We start from the raw sequence: 19884 nt of genomic DNA, 5'->3' as shown, positions 1-19884 counted from the left end.
AAATGTTTCATCATATGTTCTTCTAATTTTCCCCATAAAAAAATCCCCCTTATAGTAGACAGGATATAAAGCTTTCTTTTTTCTGTCTACTATAGGGGGAGCATATCATTTTACAGACGGCTTCTTTTGTTTAACTTTATCTTATTAAAACTTCAAAGCAACAAATAAGCAATCGGCGTAATAATAAGCAACGTTAAAATCGTTCTCTGCACATATAAAATAATGAGTTCAGATACTTTTAACGGAATATCTGTTGATAATATACAAGGAATGGAAGCGGAGAAAAACAGTATAGATGATACGGAAACAACTGCAATGACAAACTTTGTCACAAGTGGTGCACTTACTACTAATAATGACGGTAAAAACATTTCTGCAATACCAACTGATGCAGCTTTAGCAGCTAAGTCTGCTTCCGGTAATTGTAATAGCCATGTAAACGGATAGAAAATATAACTGATCCAATCAAATATTGGCGTAAACTTCGCTAAGACGATACCAATTAATCCTACTGACATAATGGATGGTAAAATTCCCATTGTCATAATAAATCCGTCTTTTAAATTCATTGCAATATTTTTCATAATGCTCGGTGCAGACTTTGATACTTCTAACGCATCTTCCCAAGCACGTTCTAACATTTTCTCTTTATAAACAGGCTCTGGGAACCCTTCTTCTGTTACATATGTATCTGGTTTTCTACTAAGGGGCGGGATTCTTACGGTGATAGCAGTCACGATGAATGTTACAACAAGTGTAGTCCAAAAATAAACATTCCATAAATGCATAATATCTAATGTTTTTGCGATGATGATCATAAATGTAGCGGATACTGTAGAAAATCCTGTAGCGATAATCGCCGCTTCTTTTGTCGTATACTTTCCTTCTTTATACACGCGATTCGTAATAAGGAGAGCAAGCGAATAACTTCCAACGAAAGACGCAACTGCATCGATTGCCGATCTCCCCGGCGTATTCCATAATGGCCTCATAATCGGACGACAAAATGTACCGATAAATTCAAGCAATCCATATCCGACTAATAACGCTAAAAACGCCGAGCCAATTGGAACGAGCAAACTTACTGATATGACTAGCTTCTCATATAAAAACGGTCCAACATCTGGCGCAAAGAACCAATCTGGTCCTACTTTTAAACAATATAATATGCCAAAAACAACGCCAACTACTTTTAAAATAGAAAAACAAATGTCTACGATAGATGCATTCCATTTCTTCGTATAAAATGGATAAATCGCACCAATTGCCATAACAAATAATGCATAATAAGGTACTATGCCAGGAACCAAAGCCCTAATCCACGATACGATATGATCAATCATAATAGACGATGCACCGTTTATCGTAACAGGAACGAAAAACATAAACACTCCAACGAGACTAGCAAGTATAAATCGAAGAATAATCCCCTTCTCTCGCCCTGTCTTAATTACATTACTCTTTAATTCAATTTCCCTCAAAATTCGACACCTCCTATTATCTAAATATTCTGTATAGTTATGTCGTATTCCTTCTTTCCGTTTCTACTATTTAATCATATGAAAAAGCCTATTTTAAAATAGGCTTTTCTATTACCCTTTATAATCATCCACAATCACTTGCGTGATACGATACGATTCTTCTGCTACTTTTTCATTACTATCCCTATTCGCATCATATGTAATTAACGCCTTCCAAAGTGCCCATCCTCTCGCTCTATTCCACGTTTCTTCATCCATGCGTAATACTTCTTTAAATACATTTCTACTATTTTCATCAAAAAACGTCCACGCCATCGCTGCATCACAAGCAGGATCTCCTACACCTAAAATACCAAAATCAATTACAGCACAAAGCTTTCCATCTTTAACGAGTAAATTCCCTGGCGCTACATCTCCATGAACCCAAACTGGCTTACGATCCCATGTCGAACTAAGTGCTACATTCCAAAGGTGCTTTAATAATGCCTCGTCAAAAACATCCTTATTATTTTCAATAGCAACTCTCGCCTCTTCATCATATACAGATATAAGTCCGCCTCGGTAAAAATTATGTGTTCCAGCTAAAGGTCCGTTACTCGCATTAATAGATTGCAATTCTACTAAAAAAGATCCTAAGTCCGCCGCAAATTCATTTAAATCCCGAACGTTTTGTTTCGTAACTGTTTCTCCCTCTATCCACTTATTAATAGACCAAGGCAATGGATACGCTTCAGACGGATTTCCTTTCGCAAGTGGGGTAGAAATCAGTAAAGAAAGCCCCTTACTTAATATAGGAAGCCAACTATTTTCTTTCTCTACTTGCGGTGCATATGCCACATCACTTGGCAATCTTACGCTCATCTCATCCCCTAAGTGAAACGTCCTATTATCATGCCCACTAAACTTTACAGGTCTCACTTCTAAATGGGCCCATTCAGGAAACTGTTCCTGTATTAACTTTTCAACTAAACTTACGTTAATTGGATGCATTCACATTCTCCTTTTCTTTTGAAACTTACTAAGCCCATCCGTACTTCCAACATATTCAAAACTATTTTTCTTATAAAAATCATTCAACGTACGATTATGCCCCACGCAATCTAACTTCAAATATTCTTTATCACATTGCACATTCTCTTCTACCCACCGTAAAATCCATTCTCCTATTCCATTTCCCTTATACTTCCGTTTCACCGCAAATCTATGAATATATAATGAATTAGAAACTTCCTCTTTACCAAAAATATGTTCATCCCATTCATTTTGTTTAGGAGAAACTGTAACCGTACCAACTATTTCATCTTCTTTCAGAACAACATATGTATATTTCTCTCTTATACATTCTAGTATTTCAGCCGTAGCTTCCTCTCCTAAAAGATACTGCCACTGATCCACTTCTTTATATTGTAGCCATTGTGCTACCTCTTTTAATAAAAGGATAATACTATCACTTTCATTTTCAGTAGCAATTCGAATTGCATATTCTTTACTTATATTTCTCTCCATATTGCCTTTCCCCTTTCAAATTGCTACCATACTGACAAACGCGTTCTACCGTCGTTTTCGTCTGTAACATATTTCACATAAAATCCTTGTTTCCGTGCGTTTTCATACATTAATTCAATCGCTTTTTGATCTTTCACATAAATTTGTATGTATTGAGCATCCACTGCTAATACGATTAGCTCACACTTACTTTCCTTAAACTCTTCATATGTTTCAATATCTATCGCTTTTTCTCCTTTAGGATATGCTTTTAAATCTGCAAAAATAAGATAATATATGTTGTCTTTAACTAACTTTTTCAACGCTAACCCTTCCACTACACTTGGTTCTTCTGGAAATAATGCCTCATCCAATTCACCACGTGCTATTAAGTAGGACTCCTCATCCCTCACTCGCCAATCAAATACAGTAATATCAATTGGCTTTAATACTTTCCAAAGTAAATTATCATATCCATCTAGAATATCTACTGTAATCCCTCTTTTCATATGCTTGCTCCTAACTTATTCATTTTCGTTTCATACATTATATATCAAATGTAATTACTATATTTTGTCGATACATATGTACATCATAAAAAAACCGCTCCACGACTAGCGAAACGGTTTCCTTCTGCTTACATTTAAATATTTCATTCAATTGTTGGACTACGTTTTAAAATATTTTTTAATATATGCACCACATCATTCGTTCATTCTTAATGCTCACTTCGACTTTACAAAGTAACATAAAAACCATACTGCATGATTTTGTTCATCCGCAGCTATTCTCCGTAACAACTCTTTCAAATGTACATCCGATGTCTCATCTGAAATTTCCAAATAAAAATCTACTGTTTTTTGTTCATCTTGTATAGCGAACTCTAATCCTTGTAAATACGTATTTGGGCAGTCTTCAGTAATTTGTGGTTTTGGCTGCCTACCAGTTAAGTTCGTATAAATTTGTACAAAGTTGTGGAAATGCTTTATTTCATCATTACGAATTTCAAGAATTTGTTTTTGTTCTACTTGATTTGGAGCCATATTCGCTAATTTTGCATAGCAGCTTATAGCGCTATACTCTCCATTTATAGCTTTTTCAATATCACTAATTAACTTATCATTCTGCCTATACCAATCATAATAATTCGAATTATACATCATATCCCCCCATACTTTCGCTTAACATTTTATGCATTTAGAAATAGTAGGAGCCTGTGTATATAACGGGACGGCTTTAGATTGAAAGAAAAGTTTGAGAAAAGGGTCTATTTTGTAAAGGAATTGCTTATTCATAAAGTGAAACTATAATCAGTGGGGATTTTACTACACGGCAAATAGCGGATAAAATATCACTATTTTTTGTACGCTGTTGCTATAAATTCGCGAATGAATCAAGTTTCCAACCAGATGTGGTGTTGAGATGCGAAGCTATTATGAATCCAGTCATATAACTAGGAGGTACCACTATGCCATCTTTATTTAAAACTATGGCCTTCCAGCTGAAAACCGAAAGACTTGAGCTTAGTATGTGGGAGGAATCCGATTCCGTTTGGCTGAGCAAATTAATTGGCGAACGTGGCGTGGACATTCCAGCCGTTGATTCCGTTCGTAACCGGCTTATTGAGATGCGCAAGAAGGCAGACGAAAATGGTATTTCCCTTCTCACTATTCGAAGGAGAGACGAAGGCGATTTCATTGGGTACTGTGGCTTAATTATCGGTCGTTCCACACTTGAAGAGCCGGAGATTGCATACGAGTTGTTCCGCAGCGCTCATGGTAAAGGTTATGCGACTGAGGCCGCATCTGTTGTACTGGACGCGGCGATTGCTACTGGGCGCCAAAGACTTTGGTCGACTGTAGGTGCTTGGAATATCGCTTCCCTCCGGGTACTAGAAAAGATAGGATTTAAGCGACATCACAGTACGTGGGATGATAAACGTGGTGAGATTGTTTGGAACGTACGCGATCTTTAAAGATTTCGCCTTAATTCTAAACACTACACATTTCAACAATCAGGCATTTACATTGAGAAAAAATCACAAACAAGCCGTTTCACTAATTAGTGAAACGGCTTGTTTTTAAGCGTTCAATTCTGTTTTATGCCCTTTTACTACACTACGTTTGAGTGCAGTTGCTAATGTAGTAACCATACTTACTATACCAATCCAAACGAGTACAGTAACAGGTGTATTCCAGCTTAACCCTTTTCCGAAGAAGAAGATTTCTCTTAGGCCTTCAATCATAAATTTCATTGGTAACCATGAGTAAACCCAGTCTTGATAAAACGGAGACAACATCTCAGGTGCTAATGATAATAACGGTGCCCCGAAGAATAGTAATAAAGCGAATAAACCGATTCCTTTTAGCCCAACTAATGATAGTACTGCAGATATCATTAAGAAGAAACTAAAAGAAGTAATGGATAAGAATAGAGCTGTATCCGTGAAGTTCGAAATATTTAACCCTACCATCCCATCTGCAATCCATGTAAGACCAAACCCAATTACAAGTGTCGCAATAGCTCCTGTTACGATTTGTTTTACTTTTAACAGAAAGTTTTCTTTTCTTGAGCTTACTGGCATTTTACTAATCGCAATAAAAATAATCGCTGCACTAGCTAAACTTGCAATCCATAACGGCTGGAATAATGATATTGGTGAGTTACCGTTCGCACTATTTTTGCCGACCTCATTCACATTTTTCACGTTCTTTACAATAGGTGTTACTAATTTCTCAGCTTGATTTGTTGTTACAGTAGCTCCTTTTGCTTTCAACCCTTCTAATATTTGTGTACGAACAGTATTGTTCATATTATCAACAATCGCCTGTAATATTTGCCCTGCCATAGTTGATGCAGCCGTATTCATTCCTTGATTAATATATATTTCTATCTCAGGTGAAGATGGCTGTGGTGTTCGTAACGACGCTTGTTTTGCGCTAAATTCTTTCGGGATGACTAATGCCGCGTAATACTCTTTATTGTTTAATCCCTTTTGAACGGCTTCTTTATTTTTTACTTCTACCCACTTTACTGCGGGTTCTTCCTCTGATTTCGCTGTTTTTTTCATGTTATCAACGATCGTTTGCCCCATATTCATTTTCGGTTGATTTGGAATTTCTACACCTTGATCCTCATTTACAATTGCAATTGGCAAGTTTTTCGGCTGCGGTTGAACAGTTGGAAATAGCGTTAATGAAAAAATAAAAACAACAAGTAGTGCAATAACTGGTGATAAAAATAAAAGTTTATTTTTAAACATTTTCTTTTCTCCTCCCTTAATTTGATCTATAATAACCAACAACGTGTTGTTTATTTATATTTTGAATTATATGTTCGAGTTGAACCTTATACAATAATCAAAAATCGTGAATGTGTTGGTTATAAGACACATTTTCCAAATGTGTTGAGTAAAATTAAGGAGGGATATGCTTTGCGCGATAATAATTTAGATTTGCGTGTTGTTCGTACGAAAACTGCCATACGAAATGCATTGGTGGAGCTAATTGAAGAAAAAGGTTTTGACGCCATTACAGTGAAAGATATTACAACGAAAGCAAACATTAATCGCGGTACTTTCTATGCGCACTATCAAGATAAATTTGATTTAATGACAAAATGCCAAGAAGACATTATGTACGAGTTTTCTAGCATTGCTAAACAGAAATTCCCGGAAGTTATTGCTGACCTTGGATCAAATCCTTCTCCAACAATGCCATTTATACTTATCACTTCTATTCTTGAATTTCTAAATGAAAATAGTGATTTTATGAGAGCTGTACTAAGTCCGAAAGGAGATTTATCTTTCCAAACAAAACTGAAAGACTTTATGTGGAAAACATTATTTGAAGATACGAATGGTCCTCTCATTAATAAGGAGAATTTACTTGTTCCAAGCGAATATTTAACTTCTTATATGGCATCTGCACATATAGGTGTCATCCAACAATGGTTAAATAATGGACAAAAAGAAACACCTGAGGAGATTGCTCGCTTTTTATCAACAATCGCAGTTCATGGACCTTTTTATGCTGCTGGCTTAAAGAAATAAGCCCGCTTGCTTAGTAATTTCTATTATTTTATTAATAACTTGAAATTTATGTTTCTGTAAAAAAAGCTGTTGAAAGGACTCCCCTTCAACAGCTTCTACATTATTAACGATATAAACGAACTGCACCTGCAGAATTATCATCTGCTTGTCCAACTACTTCAAATTTCAATCCAAATTTCGGTAATTTACGTCCTGCATCTGGGATTAAATCATTTATATACAATTTAGAGTCATCAAACTTCGTTACACCTGGTAATCCTTTGTAATCATATGTTCCACGTGTTGGAGATACCACTTTCCATGCTGGCGTTTGGTTAAGGGAGAACGCAGCATCTGCGATTTGGAATCGTGTACTATTTTTAACAGTTGGTTTGCCGTTTAGTGTTCCAACAATTGCCTCTGGGTGAGAGTCAACAACTCCTAAGAAACCTTCACCTGGATGTAAACCAACCCAATTATCTGTAAAACTAGAGTCTGCATACCATACTAGCAGACCTGTATTATACGGTACACCACTGCTATATTTTAACGCTTGATCAGCACCAGCATAGTTTCTCCACTCTAAATAGTAGTTATGCTTCTTCTTATCAAAACCGTCTGCTACAACAAAACCATTTAATTTAAATTTCGTTTCGCCTTCTGCATCATCAGAGAACACAACATTTCCATCTACAGTTAATGTAGCATTATCAAAAGTAAAACCGGTCGGCGCTAAACCACCATCTGTAATGTATTCGAATACTAATTTTACTTTTTGACCTTTGAATTTGCTTAAGTCATAAGACTTATCTACCCATTTACCATCTGTTGTGTCTAGACCATTTTTTACATTTTTTTCACCAATTCGATCCACTAACGTTTTCGTACCATCTTCTTTCACTGCATGTACTTCAAGGAAGTCATAATCCGTTTCAATTTCATACATTGATTTATAATCAAACCTCGCATTTGTTGCATTTGTTAAATCAAACACTGGCGTTTCTAATGTTGTATGAAGGTTATCACCTTTTGTACTATAGTAGTACTTCTTACCGAATGCAGGCTGAATACCTTTTACCTCTTTATCTGGTAAGTTAACACGAATCAGACCAGGACGATTTGATTTCGTTACACTTTGATCTAAATACGTCGCATAGCCAATACCACGATTTAATTTATTATAGTCAACCTCTACAATATTGGCCCAGTTTCCACCTATGTTCTTTTGAAAGAACTCTTTGTTTTGCGGAGAGAAACTCGGTGGCGTTGTTCCTGCAATTTTACCAGCCCAGCTACCGCCACTCATAACAGACCAGGAGTTAATTGGCTCACCTGCTCCTGTGTACTTCGTATCATACTCATCTGGAAGACCTAAATCATGACCAAATTCATGTGCGAATACACCAACCGCTCCGTCTTCTGGCTCAATTGTGTAGTCGTATGCTGCCATCTTACCGCCCCAGTTATCAACTTTTGCTTTTGTTCCTTCAATTGGATATGGTGTTCCAAGGTGCCAACGATGTGACCAAATTGCATCATCACCTAGTCTACCACCGCCCCCATCTTGCCCAACTCCAGCGTGAATGACCATTAAGTGATCAATCAGACCATCTGGTTCATTTTTATTGCCATCACCATTATTGTCATATTGATCGTATTCGTCAAATTCAGATAAATCAATACCACTTTCTACAGCCGCATTTAATGCCTCTTTTACAAAATCACGAGGTCCTTTTGGTCCCATATTATCATGACCGCCATCTCCTGCATCTGCGCCATAATCTGCCGCATTACCAGGAACTGTCAACCACTTTGTTACTGTGCCATCTACTGTATAACTACCACCAGATTGCTCTTCATAATATTGTTTAAATGTTGGTACTTTTGAACCATCAAAGAGTGTAAATGGCTCATTACCAAATAACATTTTTTGATAATGTTCTGGATTAAAATCATTTGAATACATATAACCTGGTACTTGATCAATATTGTTATGCTTAAAGTCCGCAAACTCTACTAGCAATACGAGAACTTTATCTTTACGAACATCACCGTTATATTGTTTTTGCTTCGCTGAAGTAGTTGGTACTTGGCCGTTTAATCCCCCTTTAACCGGCTCTTGTCCCGCTACTGGACCACTAGCAGGTTGATCTGCTTTTTCTTTCTCACCTGCTTTTGCATCTTTAACTTTTTTCAAAAAGTCAGCAGCTTCTCTCGTAACACTATCCCCCGCTGCTGGTTCTTTTCCCGCATTTTCTCCTTTTTTCTTCTCTACGTATTTTTCAACAGCTTTTAATGTGTCTTCTTTCGACGTAGATTCACTAATTACACCGCGTTTCTTGAGCGCATCTGCTAAACGCTCCTCTTGAATTAAATTTTCATCAATCGGACTTAAAGTTTCCCCATTAGACGATGTTGCCGCATAAACAGATTGACCCCCATACCCAAACGTGCAACTAAGCACAGCTGCCGCCGCAAGCGTAGACAGCACTTTAAAAGGCTTTTTCTTCATCCCCATTCCTCCCCAATATTAAATACGATACAACGTTTATATATTACAGAAAATTCAGATAATAATCAATATATTGTCTGAATTTGTAATATTTTTGAAAAAATCCTTTATTTTAGATGAACATACATTCTGATTCATCAATATTCCAGAAAATATTGATGAAAGTTGATAAAACTATTAAAATCATAAAGAAATCGTCCACTATATTTAGTGGACGATTTCTTTATTTATCTAAAATACAACTACAACACTTCAATATATCCTTCTGTTCCATGTACCCGAATTCGTTGCCCGTCTTTTATTAGTTTCGTAGCATTCTCTACTCCAACAACTGCTGGTAGGCCATACTCACGTGCGATTACTGCTCCGTGCGTCATAAGCCCGCCGACTTCAGTGACTAACCCTTTTATAGAAACAAACAAAGGTGTCCAGCCAGGATCAGTAAATGCCGTAACTAATATATCTCCCTCTTCCAAATTCGCGTCTTCCATATTTAAAATAACGCGTGCTCTCCCCTCAACCACTCCAGAAGAAACAGGCAAACCTACAATAGCTTCAGCTGGGAGATTTTCGCGTTTGTACTTACCTGTAATGATTTCTCCATCAGACGTGATAACACGCGGGGGTGTTAGTTTTTCATATAATTTGTACGCATTTTTTTGTTTATGAATAATCTTATAATCTAGTTTATTTGTGCGGACGACTTCGTAAAGTTCTTCAAAAGTTAGATAGTATATATCTTCTATTTCATCCAGAACATTATTTTGCACAAGTTTCTCTGCTTCTTTCAGTAATGCCTGCTTATATATGAAATAACGATGAATCATGCCGTATTTCGGATATTCACGATAACCGATGAAATTGCGGAGGTTACAAATCATTCTCTTCGTCTCTTCTACTTTTTGTTCCCCATCCGGCAAGTGCTGCAATCGCTCTAACAGCTCTTCTTCTTTTTTCAAAGCTTCCTGCAGCCCTTCTTCAAACTTCCGTTTACTAGCACCATATTCAAAGTCCCTTATATGATTCAAAATCATCGGTATAATTGTAGCTGGCTGTTCACTCCAGCGCGTTTTCGTAATGTCGATTTCTCCGCTGCATCTCATTCCATATTTGCTTAGAAACGCCCCGATTGCATCCCGAACTTTTTCCCCGCCTTTAAACTGAATTAATTCATCTAAAAAGCTGTCATCTTCTACATGCTGTAAATACGTAATGACTTCTGGATACGGCCGAATCACATCTGCCACATCCAATAACGCTAGCCCCATTTCTGATGTAATATTATGTTGTACAGATTGTGAAAGTACATCTGCTGCATTCTTTTCCCCTAACCATTGTTCCATCTTTTCATTAATCCATGATGAAGCATTCATACCTGCCATAATGATAGCTATACTTTGCGAGTTAAATAATACTTTCTTTAATTGCTGAATGTCTTCTAAAATAAAATCAAGTACATCTACGCCTGATTTCGTTTGCATGTTTCGTTTTAACTCTTCTATTGATGATTCACTATTCTTTATTAAATTCGTAACGATTTCCGGATCGTTTTCAGGTTGTGGTTGCGAACTTGCAGGTGGCACTTTTTTACTAAGATCCTTTTCTTTTTCATCATCCGATAACAATTCAATAAAATTCTTTCGCTCAATTACAGTCGTTAATGCATCTCGTATGAGCGGATCCGATTTACCTAAAGTGTTTATTAAGTAATCTCTACTAGCAGGTGAAGCTAGTCTTTGCGTAGCATCAACAAATAGCCTGCCTCCAGCTTTACACATAGGTGCACTAGTCGTTAACAGGAAAAAAGATAAACCTAATGGTTTCATCGCATCGGTCATCATTTGTTGGTGACCAACTGATATATACACGTGATTTTTCCCATCATTTACTTCTGGAATTGGATATAAAGTCGTAATCGGTCTGCTTTGGACTATATAAATTGTATCATCAACTAAGCACCATTCAATATCTTGCGGACAACCAAAATAAGCTTCGATTTGTCTTCCGATGCGTGCTAGTTGTAAAATCTGTTGTTCAGTAAGTGTTTGAATTTTTTGCTGATTAGGAGCAATTTTCTTTCTCTCTGTTCCGCCTTCTTTTCGTCCATAGATGGCTAATTTTTTCGTTGCGATGACCTTTTCGACGATTTCGTCTTCTTTTACCTTATAATTATCGGCAGAAACCAATCCAGATACTAGCGCCTCGCCAAGTCCAAAGCTGGCATCGATTGATAACACCTTCCTATTCGAAGTAATTGGATCCGCAGTAAATAAAATCCCTGAAGCTTCAGGGAAAACCATTTTTTGAACGACAACACATATAGAAACTTGATTATGATCAAAACCGTTTTGCATTCGGTATATAACTGCTCGATCTGTATATAAAGAAGCCCAGCATTTTTTTATATGCTGCAAAATGTTTTCTTTTCCAATAATATTTAAATACGTATCTTGTTGACCAGCAAACGAGGCATACGGTAAATCTTCAGCAGTAGCACTAGACCGCACTGCATACGCATGTTTATCGCCAAAGTGCGAGAGATAATGAGCTACTGATTCCACTACATCAACTGGAATTTCCACCGCCATAATGACTTCTCTAATCTGCTTACTAATTTCACCAATTCGATCTCGTTCCTCAATTTTTAGCATTGCTAATTGATTCAATAAAGTTTGAAACGCTCCATTTTTTCCGATGGCCTGTTCATACCCTACCGTTGTAACACAAAATCCTTCTGGCACTTGTATCCCTTGAATATTGGATAACTCCCCTAAATTCAATCCTTTTCCACCAACGAGAAAAAGCTGCGTTTTTTCTATTTCCTGAAAATCGAGAACGAAAGAACTCATTTGGCACCTCTCCTTACTATTCATGTGTTCTTGATTGTAACAGTAGTAAATGAGAAGAAACAGTCTATTTCGAACGTAAATTACATGATATAATTAAGTTAGGAAGAAAATAATAAGATGCCCCAGCTGCTCTGTTTTGCAACTGGGGCATCTTATTTAATACCCATATTTAACTTAAATATTTCTATTGTGTCAGCGGCTTTACGATATCCACCAGCATCTTTTAAAGTACATTTGATTTTATGACTATTTTCTAAGTATACATTATTCGATAATATCTCTATTACTGCATGATGTAATATTACTGGAGTAAGCTTTTTTAGATTTAATTGTATGCCAGCTTTTAAATCTTCTATTCTTTGAGCCACTATCGGTTGATCTCCCATAACTGGTATAACAATCATAGGAACACCAAAATATAAGCTTTCACTAGAACTATTCATTCCCCCATGTGTAATAAAAAGATTAGCTTGTTTCAAGACCTCTAACTGAGGCACATAATTATAAACTTTGAAATTGGGTGGGATATTTTTCAATTGGTTGATGTCGATATGTTTTCCTACGGACAATATGATTGTAGCAGGAAAATTTTTAAATGTTTCAAAGCATATGTAATAAAAATCCATCTGTTGATTAAATACAGTTCCCATAGAGATATAAATGAGTTTCTCTTCTTCCTTTTGTTTAAAAACAACTTCTTGTACATCTTTCCGTGATGTAATAGAGGGTCCAACAAAGATATAAGAATCATCCAATTCCTCCACATCAGGTTGAAAAAATTTAGAGGTATATACGATAGTAATATTTCCAGCACACGTCATTACATTTTTCTTTTGATTCATAGAAAAACCACATACCTTTTGCCACTTTTCTAGAATATGCGTAACTTCTTGATAAAGAGGTGACTTTTTGTCCCCTTCATTGTGATTATTCATCAATACGTTAAATAACTTTTTCGTAACTGCAAATGTTGTACATGAAGAGATTTTAGGTAAATTTAATGATTCAGCTATCATCCATCCTACTGCAAAATTATTATCATATATTACGTAATCATACTTTTCTTCTTTCAGCTCTTCTATAATAATCTTTATTATGTTGTCCATGGATTTTACCATGTGTAACAATAGTTCAGAGGAATTTATTTTTCCATTCATTCTTTCCAACATGTCTACTTTTTCTAAAAAATTTTCATATGGACGAAACGAAGCTCCTGTTTTTTCAATCTTCCCCTTATACTCTTCTACACAATAGTAAACAACTTCTTCTCCTCTTTTTACTAATTCTTCAATAAGAGCAAGAGTTGGGTTCACATGTCCTTCCCCTGGAAAATTAAACATTAGTACCTTTGCCATATGATAGTTCCTCCTCTCAAATTAAAAACTTTCTATAATCAAGTACGTTTCTCTCCTCATTTTAATAAGAGTACTTGTGATAGTAAATGTAATAAACGAGTAAGAAACAAAGTTGATATACTATAAATTTTTCATAGGTGGATGCCTACTTCAAGTAGAGACTTTCTGAATTACGATAGAAATAAATTTGAATATGCACTCTATGTATAAGTAAACGGAATGCGAAATACTAAAGGAAATGAATGAAATTGTATTTATAAAACGACATCCTCCAAAATGGATTTTTAAAATTAGGGAACTATAATATGTATGAAAATAACTTAAGGGGGAGAAAAATTGGACAATGAAATGAATTATGGAAGTGATTACAAGTTTATTCCAGCAACTTCAATTGAAAGTGGTCACGGCATCGAAGTATTACCTGATTTATTTTGTTACACGATTCAAATTGTCAATATATGCTTTGTTGGAAATCCGCATACCAATGATTTTGTTTTAGTTGATGCTGGAATGCCTAAATGTGCAAATGAAATTATCTCTATCGCTGAGGATCGATTTGGTACCAATAGTCGCCCAAAAGCAATTATTTTAACTCACGGTCATTTTGATCATGTTGGGGGGATAATTGAACTCATCAAGCATTGGGATGTTCCCGTCTATGCACATCAAATGGAGCTACCGTTCCTGACCGGACAACAAAGCTATCCAGAACCAGACCCTACAGTTGAAGGTGGTATGGTAGCGAAAATGTCTCCTCTGTTCCCAAACGAACCAATTGACTTAGGAAATAATGTAAAAGCGCTACCTACCGATGGAACTGTTCCCCATATGCCAGAGTTTAGATGGATTCATACACCAGGACATACTCCAGGGCATATTTCATTATTCCGAGAAAAAGACCGAACTTTAATTGCTGGGGACGCTTTTGTTACAGTGAAACAGGAGTATCTATATAAAGTCATAACTCAAGAACAGGAAATAAGCGGTCCGCCTCGCTATTTAACAACAAACTGGAAAGCCGCTAAAGAGTCAGTTCTTAAGCTAGAAAAGTTAAAGCCTCTAACCGCTGTTACTGGACATGGAATACCGATGTCGGGTGAATTGCTATCAACAAGCCTCAAAACACTCGTTCAAGAATTTGATAAAATTGCTGTACCTGATTACGGAAAATATATAGATAAAAAGATGCATTAAACGCGGAAATACTTTGTTTATTTTTATATTAATGAATCAAAGTATAATGCAAAATCATCCTTTAAAAGCTTTTAAACTTAATCTGTTAAAAAACTGAATGTAGGCAATATCTATATTCTAAGAATAGCACTACTTTTTGGAATAAAAATTGAAATTTCGCAAACACTACATATAATAAAGTCTGCTTCTTACCCAGGCTTTATTTCTTGCCATTAAAGAGCAGTCATAATCAATAACTGCTCTTTTTAATTTTTTAGTATAAGCTCAATTTTTTTGTTCATACTATACTTAACCCATGAGATAGTTATACTCCTTAATTTCATGGATGTAAATTTCTCACTGCAGTTAGCTTTTGCTAACTGCTTTTTTATTTATAGTACAATTACATAAAATTTGTTTTTGAAAATAGAATTATAAGTAGATTGTTATTGAAGGGAGAATCTTAATTATGAAAAACAATATACATGTTTATGTAGGATTGATTTCATCTATAAGTATCTTTTTACTTTCGCTATTATTTCTATATTTTAATCCGTATAGCGATCAACTATCTAATAAAGAATTTTTCATCACGGTTCTTTTCATGTTATTACTCCCCTCTTTTTGGGCGTTCATTTCAATAGTTAAAAGAGAAAATATTTTGATTTTAATTTGCAGTATTTGGTTATTACCTGGAGGAATCTATTTCGGAATATCTACAATTCCAAGTGTTTGGAATTTATATATTTTATTTCTACTTTTTTATTTTTTGTTTGTTTTTCAAATGAAAACTAAACAAAGTTAATTCAAAATGAATGACTCTCCTGTTTAAAACATGTACAAACATCCGTTATAGCTTGTACTAAAAATTCTAGTTCAAGAGATTCCCGATAACAACTTTTTTTACCAATAATCACCACATATTATACAAACATCTACTTCTATTTAAAAAATAATTCTCTAACAAGTTCTTAAATATAGATTCTCGTATTCTAAAACAGCCTTTGTATAATTTCTTAAATATTTTAGAATGAATTTATATTAGTAGAATTTAATCAATTTATTAACAATGGAAATTACCATTTAGTCTTAACTGTTTGACCTATATAAACTATAGTTTTTCTCTAAAGATAATTTCCATATCTTCATTTTAATATTGCATTTGTATCGCCTTTTGCACATTCTGCACATCATTTTTTAATAGCTGCTTTAAATCATAAGCTGGATAGTAACCACGTTCATACATAAAATTAAAAACCTGTGCGTGTAATTGTATAGCACTATTTATTTGACGGGTTAAAACTTCTCTAAGTCGCGGTGTTGCAGTTTCAGTAATCGCTATTGCATAATTTCGAACAGATGTCTTTGCTAACCCAAGCAAATCTCCAGCGTAAAATCCAGTGTCATCACGATGTTGCGATTGAAATCCAGGAGCATATGGATAAAACTGTACTAACTCTTGTAAATTGTTTTGTATAGCATTTATAGCTTTAATATATAACGATTGAAGTGCTTGATCTGGTACATTTCTAACTGATTTTTTTAATTTAATTAAACCATTCGCTTGGAATGCTACTAATTCATGTAAATCCAATGTTTCATGCCAAGCTAATTGATTAGGATAAGACATAGATGTTCCTCCTTAATATGCATTCATTCTACATTATGCAAAAAAATTCAAAAAGGGCCTATACTATATGAATTCATTTCAACCTAATTTATCATTTTTTCCATTCTTCTATGTTAATCACAATAAAATAGACCTAATTCCTCTTCCCTACTTTTTTATATCCTTAATTTTGATTTTCAAAATGACTTCTTCGCCTTTACAATCTATAAATTTAATTTTTTCTTCTTTAAAAATCCACATCATAATACATCCTTTCTTATTTCGTTATAAACCATACTAGTTAGAAAATATAAATGTGAACATTGTACCTACATATTTTTTCAAATTTTATAGTTACTTAAATTTATACATTATTAGATATTAAAGTAACTCGTTACAGGGGGTACCCATTAAATTATTTCATTTTAATAAAACGAAAAACAATTATTCTTGCTGTGTTAGTCACCTATTTCTAAGTAATTAATAGGCTATATATTATGACTTAGGAGGGATAAAAAGATGACTATACTTTATGATAAAGACTCTTTACAAAAAATTTTTACTACCCTTCCACATTGGCAACAAGAAGCTTTTCGTTCTTTCAAATTGAAAATGACAGATAAAAATAAACCTTTCCCTTGTATACCAGCCCAACACGGTTTTACAGCCAATCACCTCAGATACGGATTCATTGGTGATCCTAGAGATATGAGTACTAGTGCGGATTTTGCTGCATTACTTAAAGAATATACTGAATGTTCTAGAGAAACAGGTCAATACGCCTCATTTATTGTTTTTATTCATACACCAATAGATTTAGAGCGAGAAACCACAGTTGAAGATTTTGAACATATTTATTGGTCTCTTCTTAATACAACTAGCCGTTTGGACGAGATGGAATGGCCTACACACATTCCAAATGACCCTATGGAAAACACTTGGGAATTTTGCTTTCATAATGAATCATATTTCGTTTACTGCGCTACACCCGCCCATGTCAATAGACAAAGTAGACATTTTTCATGTATGATGCTCGCTTTAACCCCTAGATGGGTTTTACAGGGGATTATGAGCTCTGAGAAACGCAGTAGAAAACTAAAAAACTTAATACGTCAACGTCTAGCCGCTTATGATAAAGCTCCTATTCATCCTTCTCTCAAAGATTATGGTCAAAAAGATAATTATGAATGGCAGCAATATTTTTTACGTGATGATGAGACAATTCCATCAAAGTGTCCATTTTCTCGAATAATAAAATACTTGCATAAAAATAAATAATCCCCTCTGCTTTTTATTATTTAGTTGTACAAACTTTAACCACTGAATAGATTTAATATAGATCAAATTTAGTGGGAGGAGCATGTTATACGTGGGGATATTTTTAAGCTATGTTTTCTTGGGTTTATCATTATCTGCTCCAATGGGGCCTATAAATGCTGCACAGTTAGAAAAGGGTATTAGAAGTGGTTTTTTTCACGCTTGGATTCTCGGCATAGGAGCCTTACTTGCAGATGTTATCTACATGGCACTTATTTATTTAGGTGTAATTCATTTCCTTGAAAAAGATATTATAAAACTTTTCTTATGGTCTTTCGGAGCTTTTGTTTTAATCTATACAGGCATCGAAAGTTTAAAAAACGCGAATCAAATTAGCATTAGTAATACTAGAAATGACGATTCAATTATTAAAAGCTTCTTTTCTGGTTTCTTTATGTCTTTATCTAATCCATTAACAATCCTATTTTGGCTTGGCATTTTCGGCTCGATATTAGCAAAAGCCGCTTCTTCTTATAATAAAGAGCAGCTTTTGTTATATAGCTTAGGGATTATTTTAGGTATTTTTATATGGGATATTACGATGGCAAGTACATCTAGTATGTTTCGTAAAATTTTGAATGCTCGTATATTGTCTCTTATAACGGTAGTATCTGGCGTATCACTTATTATTTATGGATTATATTTTGGTTTTCAAACTTACCAAATTATTTTCCGATAACTTCTATTATTTATTTCTGACATACTATTCCTATTGTGAAAAGAAAGATACTTCATATAGTTGTATTTCTTTTTCTTGAGATAAAATGAACAATTATAGTAACAAGAATAACTATTCCTAAAAACAACAAACTCACTAGGAAACCGAAACGGGTTGTTTTTTGCAATAATGTTCCACTAACAGCTAATGCAATCATAATAAGACCAATAATACTTTTTATCTGCATCCAACCTTTGGGATTCATTAATTTCCAAAATGAAAGAAGAATTAAACTCCATGTATATAACAACATTAATCCAGCTGCAGTTGTTACATATTCATATATATTTTTGGGTAGGAATAAAGCACTAAGGATAGAAGCACCAAGTCCAATTATAATAAGAATTAAGGCTGAAAAAGAGATGTTTTTTTTATTTTTTTTAGCAAACATTGCAGGTGCATCTCCCTCTTCAGCTAAATTCATTAATACACTTGTCACTGCAAATAATGAACCAACTAATGTTGAAAAACCCGCTAAAATTAATACCACATTTAAAATAAATGGCACGTACGGCAAATTATAATCTTGTAATGCTATTACAAAAGGACTTTCTTTCGTATTAAACTGGTTTAATGGAACCATCATAATTGCCAACCCTAAAGAGACTACGTAAATAATCGTTAAAATCATTAACATTACTCTTCCTGATTTCTTTGCATCTTTAGGGTCTTTAAGCCTTATTGTCATTAACCCCATAATTTCAATTCCTCCAAATGCATAAAATACATAAATTAGAGAGGACCATGTGCCTTTTAATCCATTTGGAAACCAATCTTTAAAATTCCGCGGAATTTGTGCTTTATATAAACCACCCTTTATAAATCCTAAAATAACCAAAATAGCAATTACAATAAACCCCATAATAGCAGCAATCTTTATAATAGCCATCCATTTCTCTAAACGTTCGAATATTTTTACCCCTATAAAAATAATTAATATAGCCGCTACTCCATATATAGTAGCAAATATCCATAATGGTATTTTAGGAAACCAGTAGCGTGAAAAGATTCCTAACGCACTTAACTGGCTACCCATAATAAGCAGTTCAGAACACCAATATGTCCATCCATGACTAAAACCCGCCCAATTTCCAAAAGCTTTTCTTGAATAAATGCGAAAAGATCCTTTTTGTGGATCTTCTACAGCCATTTTTGCCAATGCCTCAAATACAATATATGTAGTGAATCCAGTTAAAATAAGAATAAGAATAATTGAAGAACCACCTATTTTAATTCCTATACTAGATCCTAAAAAAAAGCCCGTCCCTATCGTACAACCAATCCCAATAAGTGAGAGTTGCCACCATTTTAAATCTTTTTTTTCTTTCGTTTCATTATTAACATCATGACAGGTC

At 34.8% G+C, this 19884-nt stretch carries 16 protein-coding genes; 5 read left to right on the top strand and 11 right to left on the bottom strand.

Features of this window, described 5'->3' with window-relative positions:
• Positions 1 to 152: 152 nt before the first annotated feature.
• From MR168_RS25660 to MR168_RS25640, 5 genes are all read right to left on the bottom strand, one after another.
• Positions 153 to 1481, bottom strand: coding sequence for a YjiH family protein (locus MR168_RS25660; RefSeq protein WP_001206771.1), 1329 nt, complete (start codon positions 1479 to 1481; stop codon positions 153 to 155).
• Between the two features lie 111 nt (positions 1482 to 1592).
• Positions 1593 to 2471, bottom strand: a complete 879-nt coding sequence (locus MR168_RS25655) for an aminoglycoside phosphotransferase family protein (protein WP_000553380.1) — start codon at positions 2469 to 2471, stop codon at positions 1593 to 1595.
• Positions 2472 to 2987, bottom strand: coding sequence for a GNAT family N-acetyltransferase (locus tag MR168_RS25650; protein WP_063536752.1), 516 nt, complete (start codon positions 2985 to 2987; stop codon positions 2472 to 2474).
• Between the two features lie 23 nt (positions 2988 to 3010).
• Positions 3011 to 3475, bottom strand: coding sequence for a DUF2691 family protein (locus MR168_RS25645; RefSeq protein ID WP_006916820.1), 465 nt, complete (start codon positions 3473 to 3475; stop codon positions 3011 to 3013).
• Between the two features lie 216 nt (positions 3476 to 3691).
• Positions 3692 to 4126 carry a ferritin-like domain-containing protein gene (locus MR168_RS25640; RefSeq protein ID WP_140159372.1) on the bottom strand — a complete coding sequence of 145 codons (435 nt, stop codon included), beginning with the start codon at positions 4124 to 4126 and terminating at the stop codon, positions 3692 to 3694.
• A gap of 308 nt (positions 4127 to 4434) precedes the next feature.
• Between MR168_RS25640 and MR168_RS25635 the strand changes: the two genes are divergently transcribed.
• On the top strand, positions 4435 to 4941 hold the full coding sequence (locus MR168_RS25635) for a GNAT family N-acetyltransferase (RefSeq protein WP_001139524.1): 507 nt from the start codon (positions 4435 to 4437) through the stop codon (positions 4939 to 4941).
• A gap of 105 nt (positions 4942 to 5046) precedes the next feature.
• On the opposite strand, the gene MR168_RS25630 is transcribed toward MR168_RS25635, so the two are convergent.
• Positions 5047 to 6228 (bottom strand): YhgE/Pip domain-containing protein, encoded by a 1182-nt coding sequence (locus tag MR168_RS25630; protein WP_153579139.1) that lies wholly within the window; start codon positions 6226 to 6228, stop codon positions 5047 to 5049.
• 171 nt (positions 6229 to 6399) lie between these two features.
• Here MR168_RS25630 and MR168_RS25625 point away from each other — a divergent pair, with 171 nt between their 5' ends.
• Positions 6400 to 7017, top strand: coding sequence for a TetR/AcrR family transcriptional regulator (locus MR168_RS25625; RefSeq protein WP_001205505.1), 618 nt, complete (start codon positions 6400 to 6402; stop codon positions 7015 to 7017).
• Between the two features lie 103 nt (positions 7018 to 7120).
• On the opposite strand, the gene MR168_RS25620 is transcribed toward MR168_RS25625, so the two are convergent.
• The 3 genes from MR168_RS25620 to MR168_RS25610 form a co-directional block, all read right to left on the bottom strand.
• Positions 7121 to 9508, bottom strand: a complete 2388-nt coding sequence (locus MR168_RS25620) for an immune inhibitor A domain-containing protein (protein WP_086412556.1) — start codon at positions 9506 to 9508, stop codon at positions 7121 to 7123.
• Between the two features lie 242 nt (positions 9509 to 9750).
• Entirely contained in the window at positions 9751 to 12357 is a 2607-nt protein-coding gene (ppsA, locus tag MR168_RS25615) for a phosphoenolpyruvate synthase (protein WP_006920798.1), read from the bottom strand.
• A 152-nt stretch (positions 12358 to 12509) separates the two neighbouring features.
• Positions 12510 to 13712 carry a macrolide family glycosyltransferase gene (locus tag MR168_RS25610; protein WP_086412555.1) on the bottom strand — a complete coding sequence of 401 codons (1203 nt, stop codon included), beginning with the start codon at positions 13710 to 13712 and terminating at the stop codon, positions 12510 to 12512.
• A 336-nt stretch (positions 13713 to 14048) separates the two neighbouring features.
• On the opposite strand from MR168_RS25610, the gene MR168_RS25605 reads away from it, so the two are divergent.
• Positions 14049 to 14906: an MBL fold metallo-hydrolase gene (locus tag MR168_RS25605; protein ID WP_006920795.1), complete on the top strand. Its 858-nt coding sequence runs from the start codon at positions 14049 to 14051 to the stop codon at positions 14904 to 14906.
• A gap of 1129 nt (positions 14907 to 16035) precedes the next feature.
• Here MR168_RS25605 and cotF read toward each other — a convergent pair.
• Positions 16036 to 16515, bottom strand: coding sequence for a spore coat protein CotF (gene cotF / locus MR168_RS25600; RefSeq protein WP_060851962.1), 480 nt, complete (start codon positions 16513 to 16515; stop codon positions 16036 to 16038).
• Between the two features lie 498 nt (positions 16516 to 17013).
• Between cotF and MR168_RS25595 the strand changes: the two genes are divergently transcribed.
• Together MR168_RS25595 and MR168_RS25590 are read left to right on the top strand one after the other, a co-directional pair.
• A complete protein-coding gene (locus tag MR168_RS25595) occupies positions 17014 to 17772 on the top strand; it encodes a YqcI/YcgG family protein (protein WP_006920793.1) in 759 nt (252 codons plus the stop codon).
• 91 nt (positions 17773 to 17863) lie between these two features.
• Positions 17864 to 18490, top strand: a complete 627-nt coding sequence (locus MR168_RS25590) for a LysE family transporter (RefSeq protein ID WP_033692229.1) — start codon at positions 17864 to 17866, stop codon at positions 18488 to 18490.
• 52 nt (positions 18491 to 18542) lie between these two features.
• Here the strand turns inward: MR168_RS25590 and MR168_RS25585 are convergent.
• The coding region (locus MR168_RS25585) for an amino acid permease (protein ID WP_242291581.1) at positions 18543 to 19884 on the bottom strand (1342 nt) is incomplete at its 5' end.

The sequence above is a fragment of the Bacillus cereus group sp. BfR-BA-01356 genome (assembly GCF_022663635.1).
GTDB lineage: Bacteria > Bacillota > Bacilli > Bacillales > Bacillaceae_G > Bacillus_A > Bacillus_A cereus.
This window is presented reverse-complemented; position numbering and strand designations above follow the sequence as displayed.

Excerpts from the sequence above, each read along its gene's own strand:
- MR168_RS25655 (WP_000553380.1), bottom strand. The coding sequence starts at position 2,471 with ATGCATCCAATTAACGTAAGTTTAGTTGAAAAGTTAATACAGGAACAG.
- MR168_RS25650 (WP_063536752.1), bottom strand. The coding sequence starts at position 2,987 with ATGGAGAGAAATATAAGTAAAGAATATGCAATTCGAATTGCTACTGAA.
- MR168_RS25645 (WP_006916820.1), bottom strand. The coding sequence starts at position 3,475 with ATGAAAAGAGGGATTACAGTAGATATTCTAGATGGATATGATAATTTA.
- MR168_RS25640 (WP_140159372.1), bottom strand. The coding sequence starts at position 4,126 with ATGTATAATTCGAATTATTATGATTGGTATAGGCAGAATGATAAGTTA.
- MR168_RS25635 (WP_001139524.1), top strand. The coding sequence starts at position 4,435 with ATGCCATCTTTATTTAAAACTATGGCCTTCCAGCTGAAAACCGAAAGA.
- MR168_RS25630 (WP_153579139.1), bottom strand. The coding sequence starts at position 6,228 with ATGTTTAAAAATAAACTTTTATTTTTATCACCAGTTATTGCACTACTT.
- MR168_RS25620 (WP_086412556.1), bottom strand. The coding sequence starts at position 9,508 with ATGAAGAAAAAGCCTTTTAAAGTGCTGTCTACGCTTGCGGCGGCAGCT.
- ppsA (WP_006920798.1), bottom strand. The coding sequence starts at position 12,357 with ATGAGTTCTTTCGTTCTCGATTTTCAGGAAATAGAAAAAACGCAGCTT.
- MR168_RS25610 (WP_086412555.1), bottom strand. The coding sequence starts at position 13,712 with ATGGCAAAGGTACTAATGTTTAATTTTCCAGGGGAAGGACATGTGAAC.
- cotF (WP_060851962.1), bottom strand. The coding sequence starts at position 16,515 with ATGTCTTATCCTAATCAATTAGCTTGGCATGAAACATTGGATTTACAT.
- MR168_RS25595 (WP_006920793.1), top strand. The coding sequence starts at position 17,014 with ATGACTATACTTTATGATAAAGACTCTTTACAAAAAATTTTTACTACC.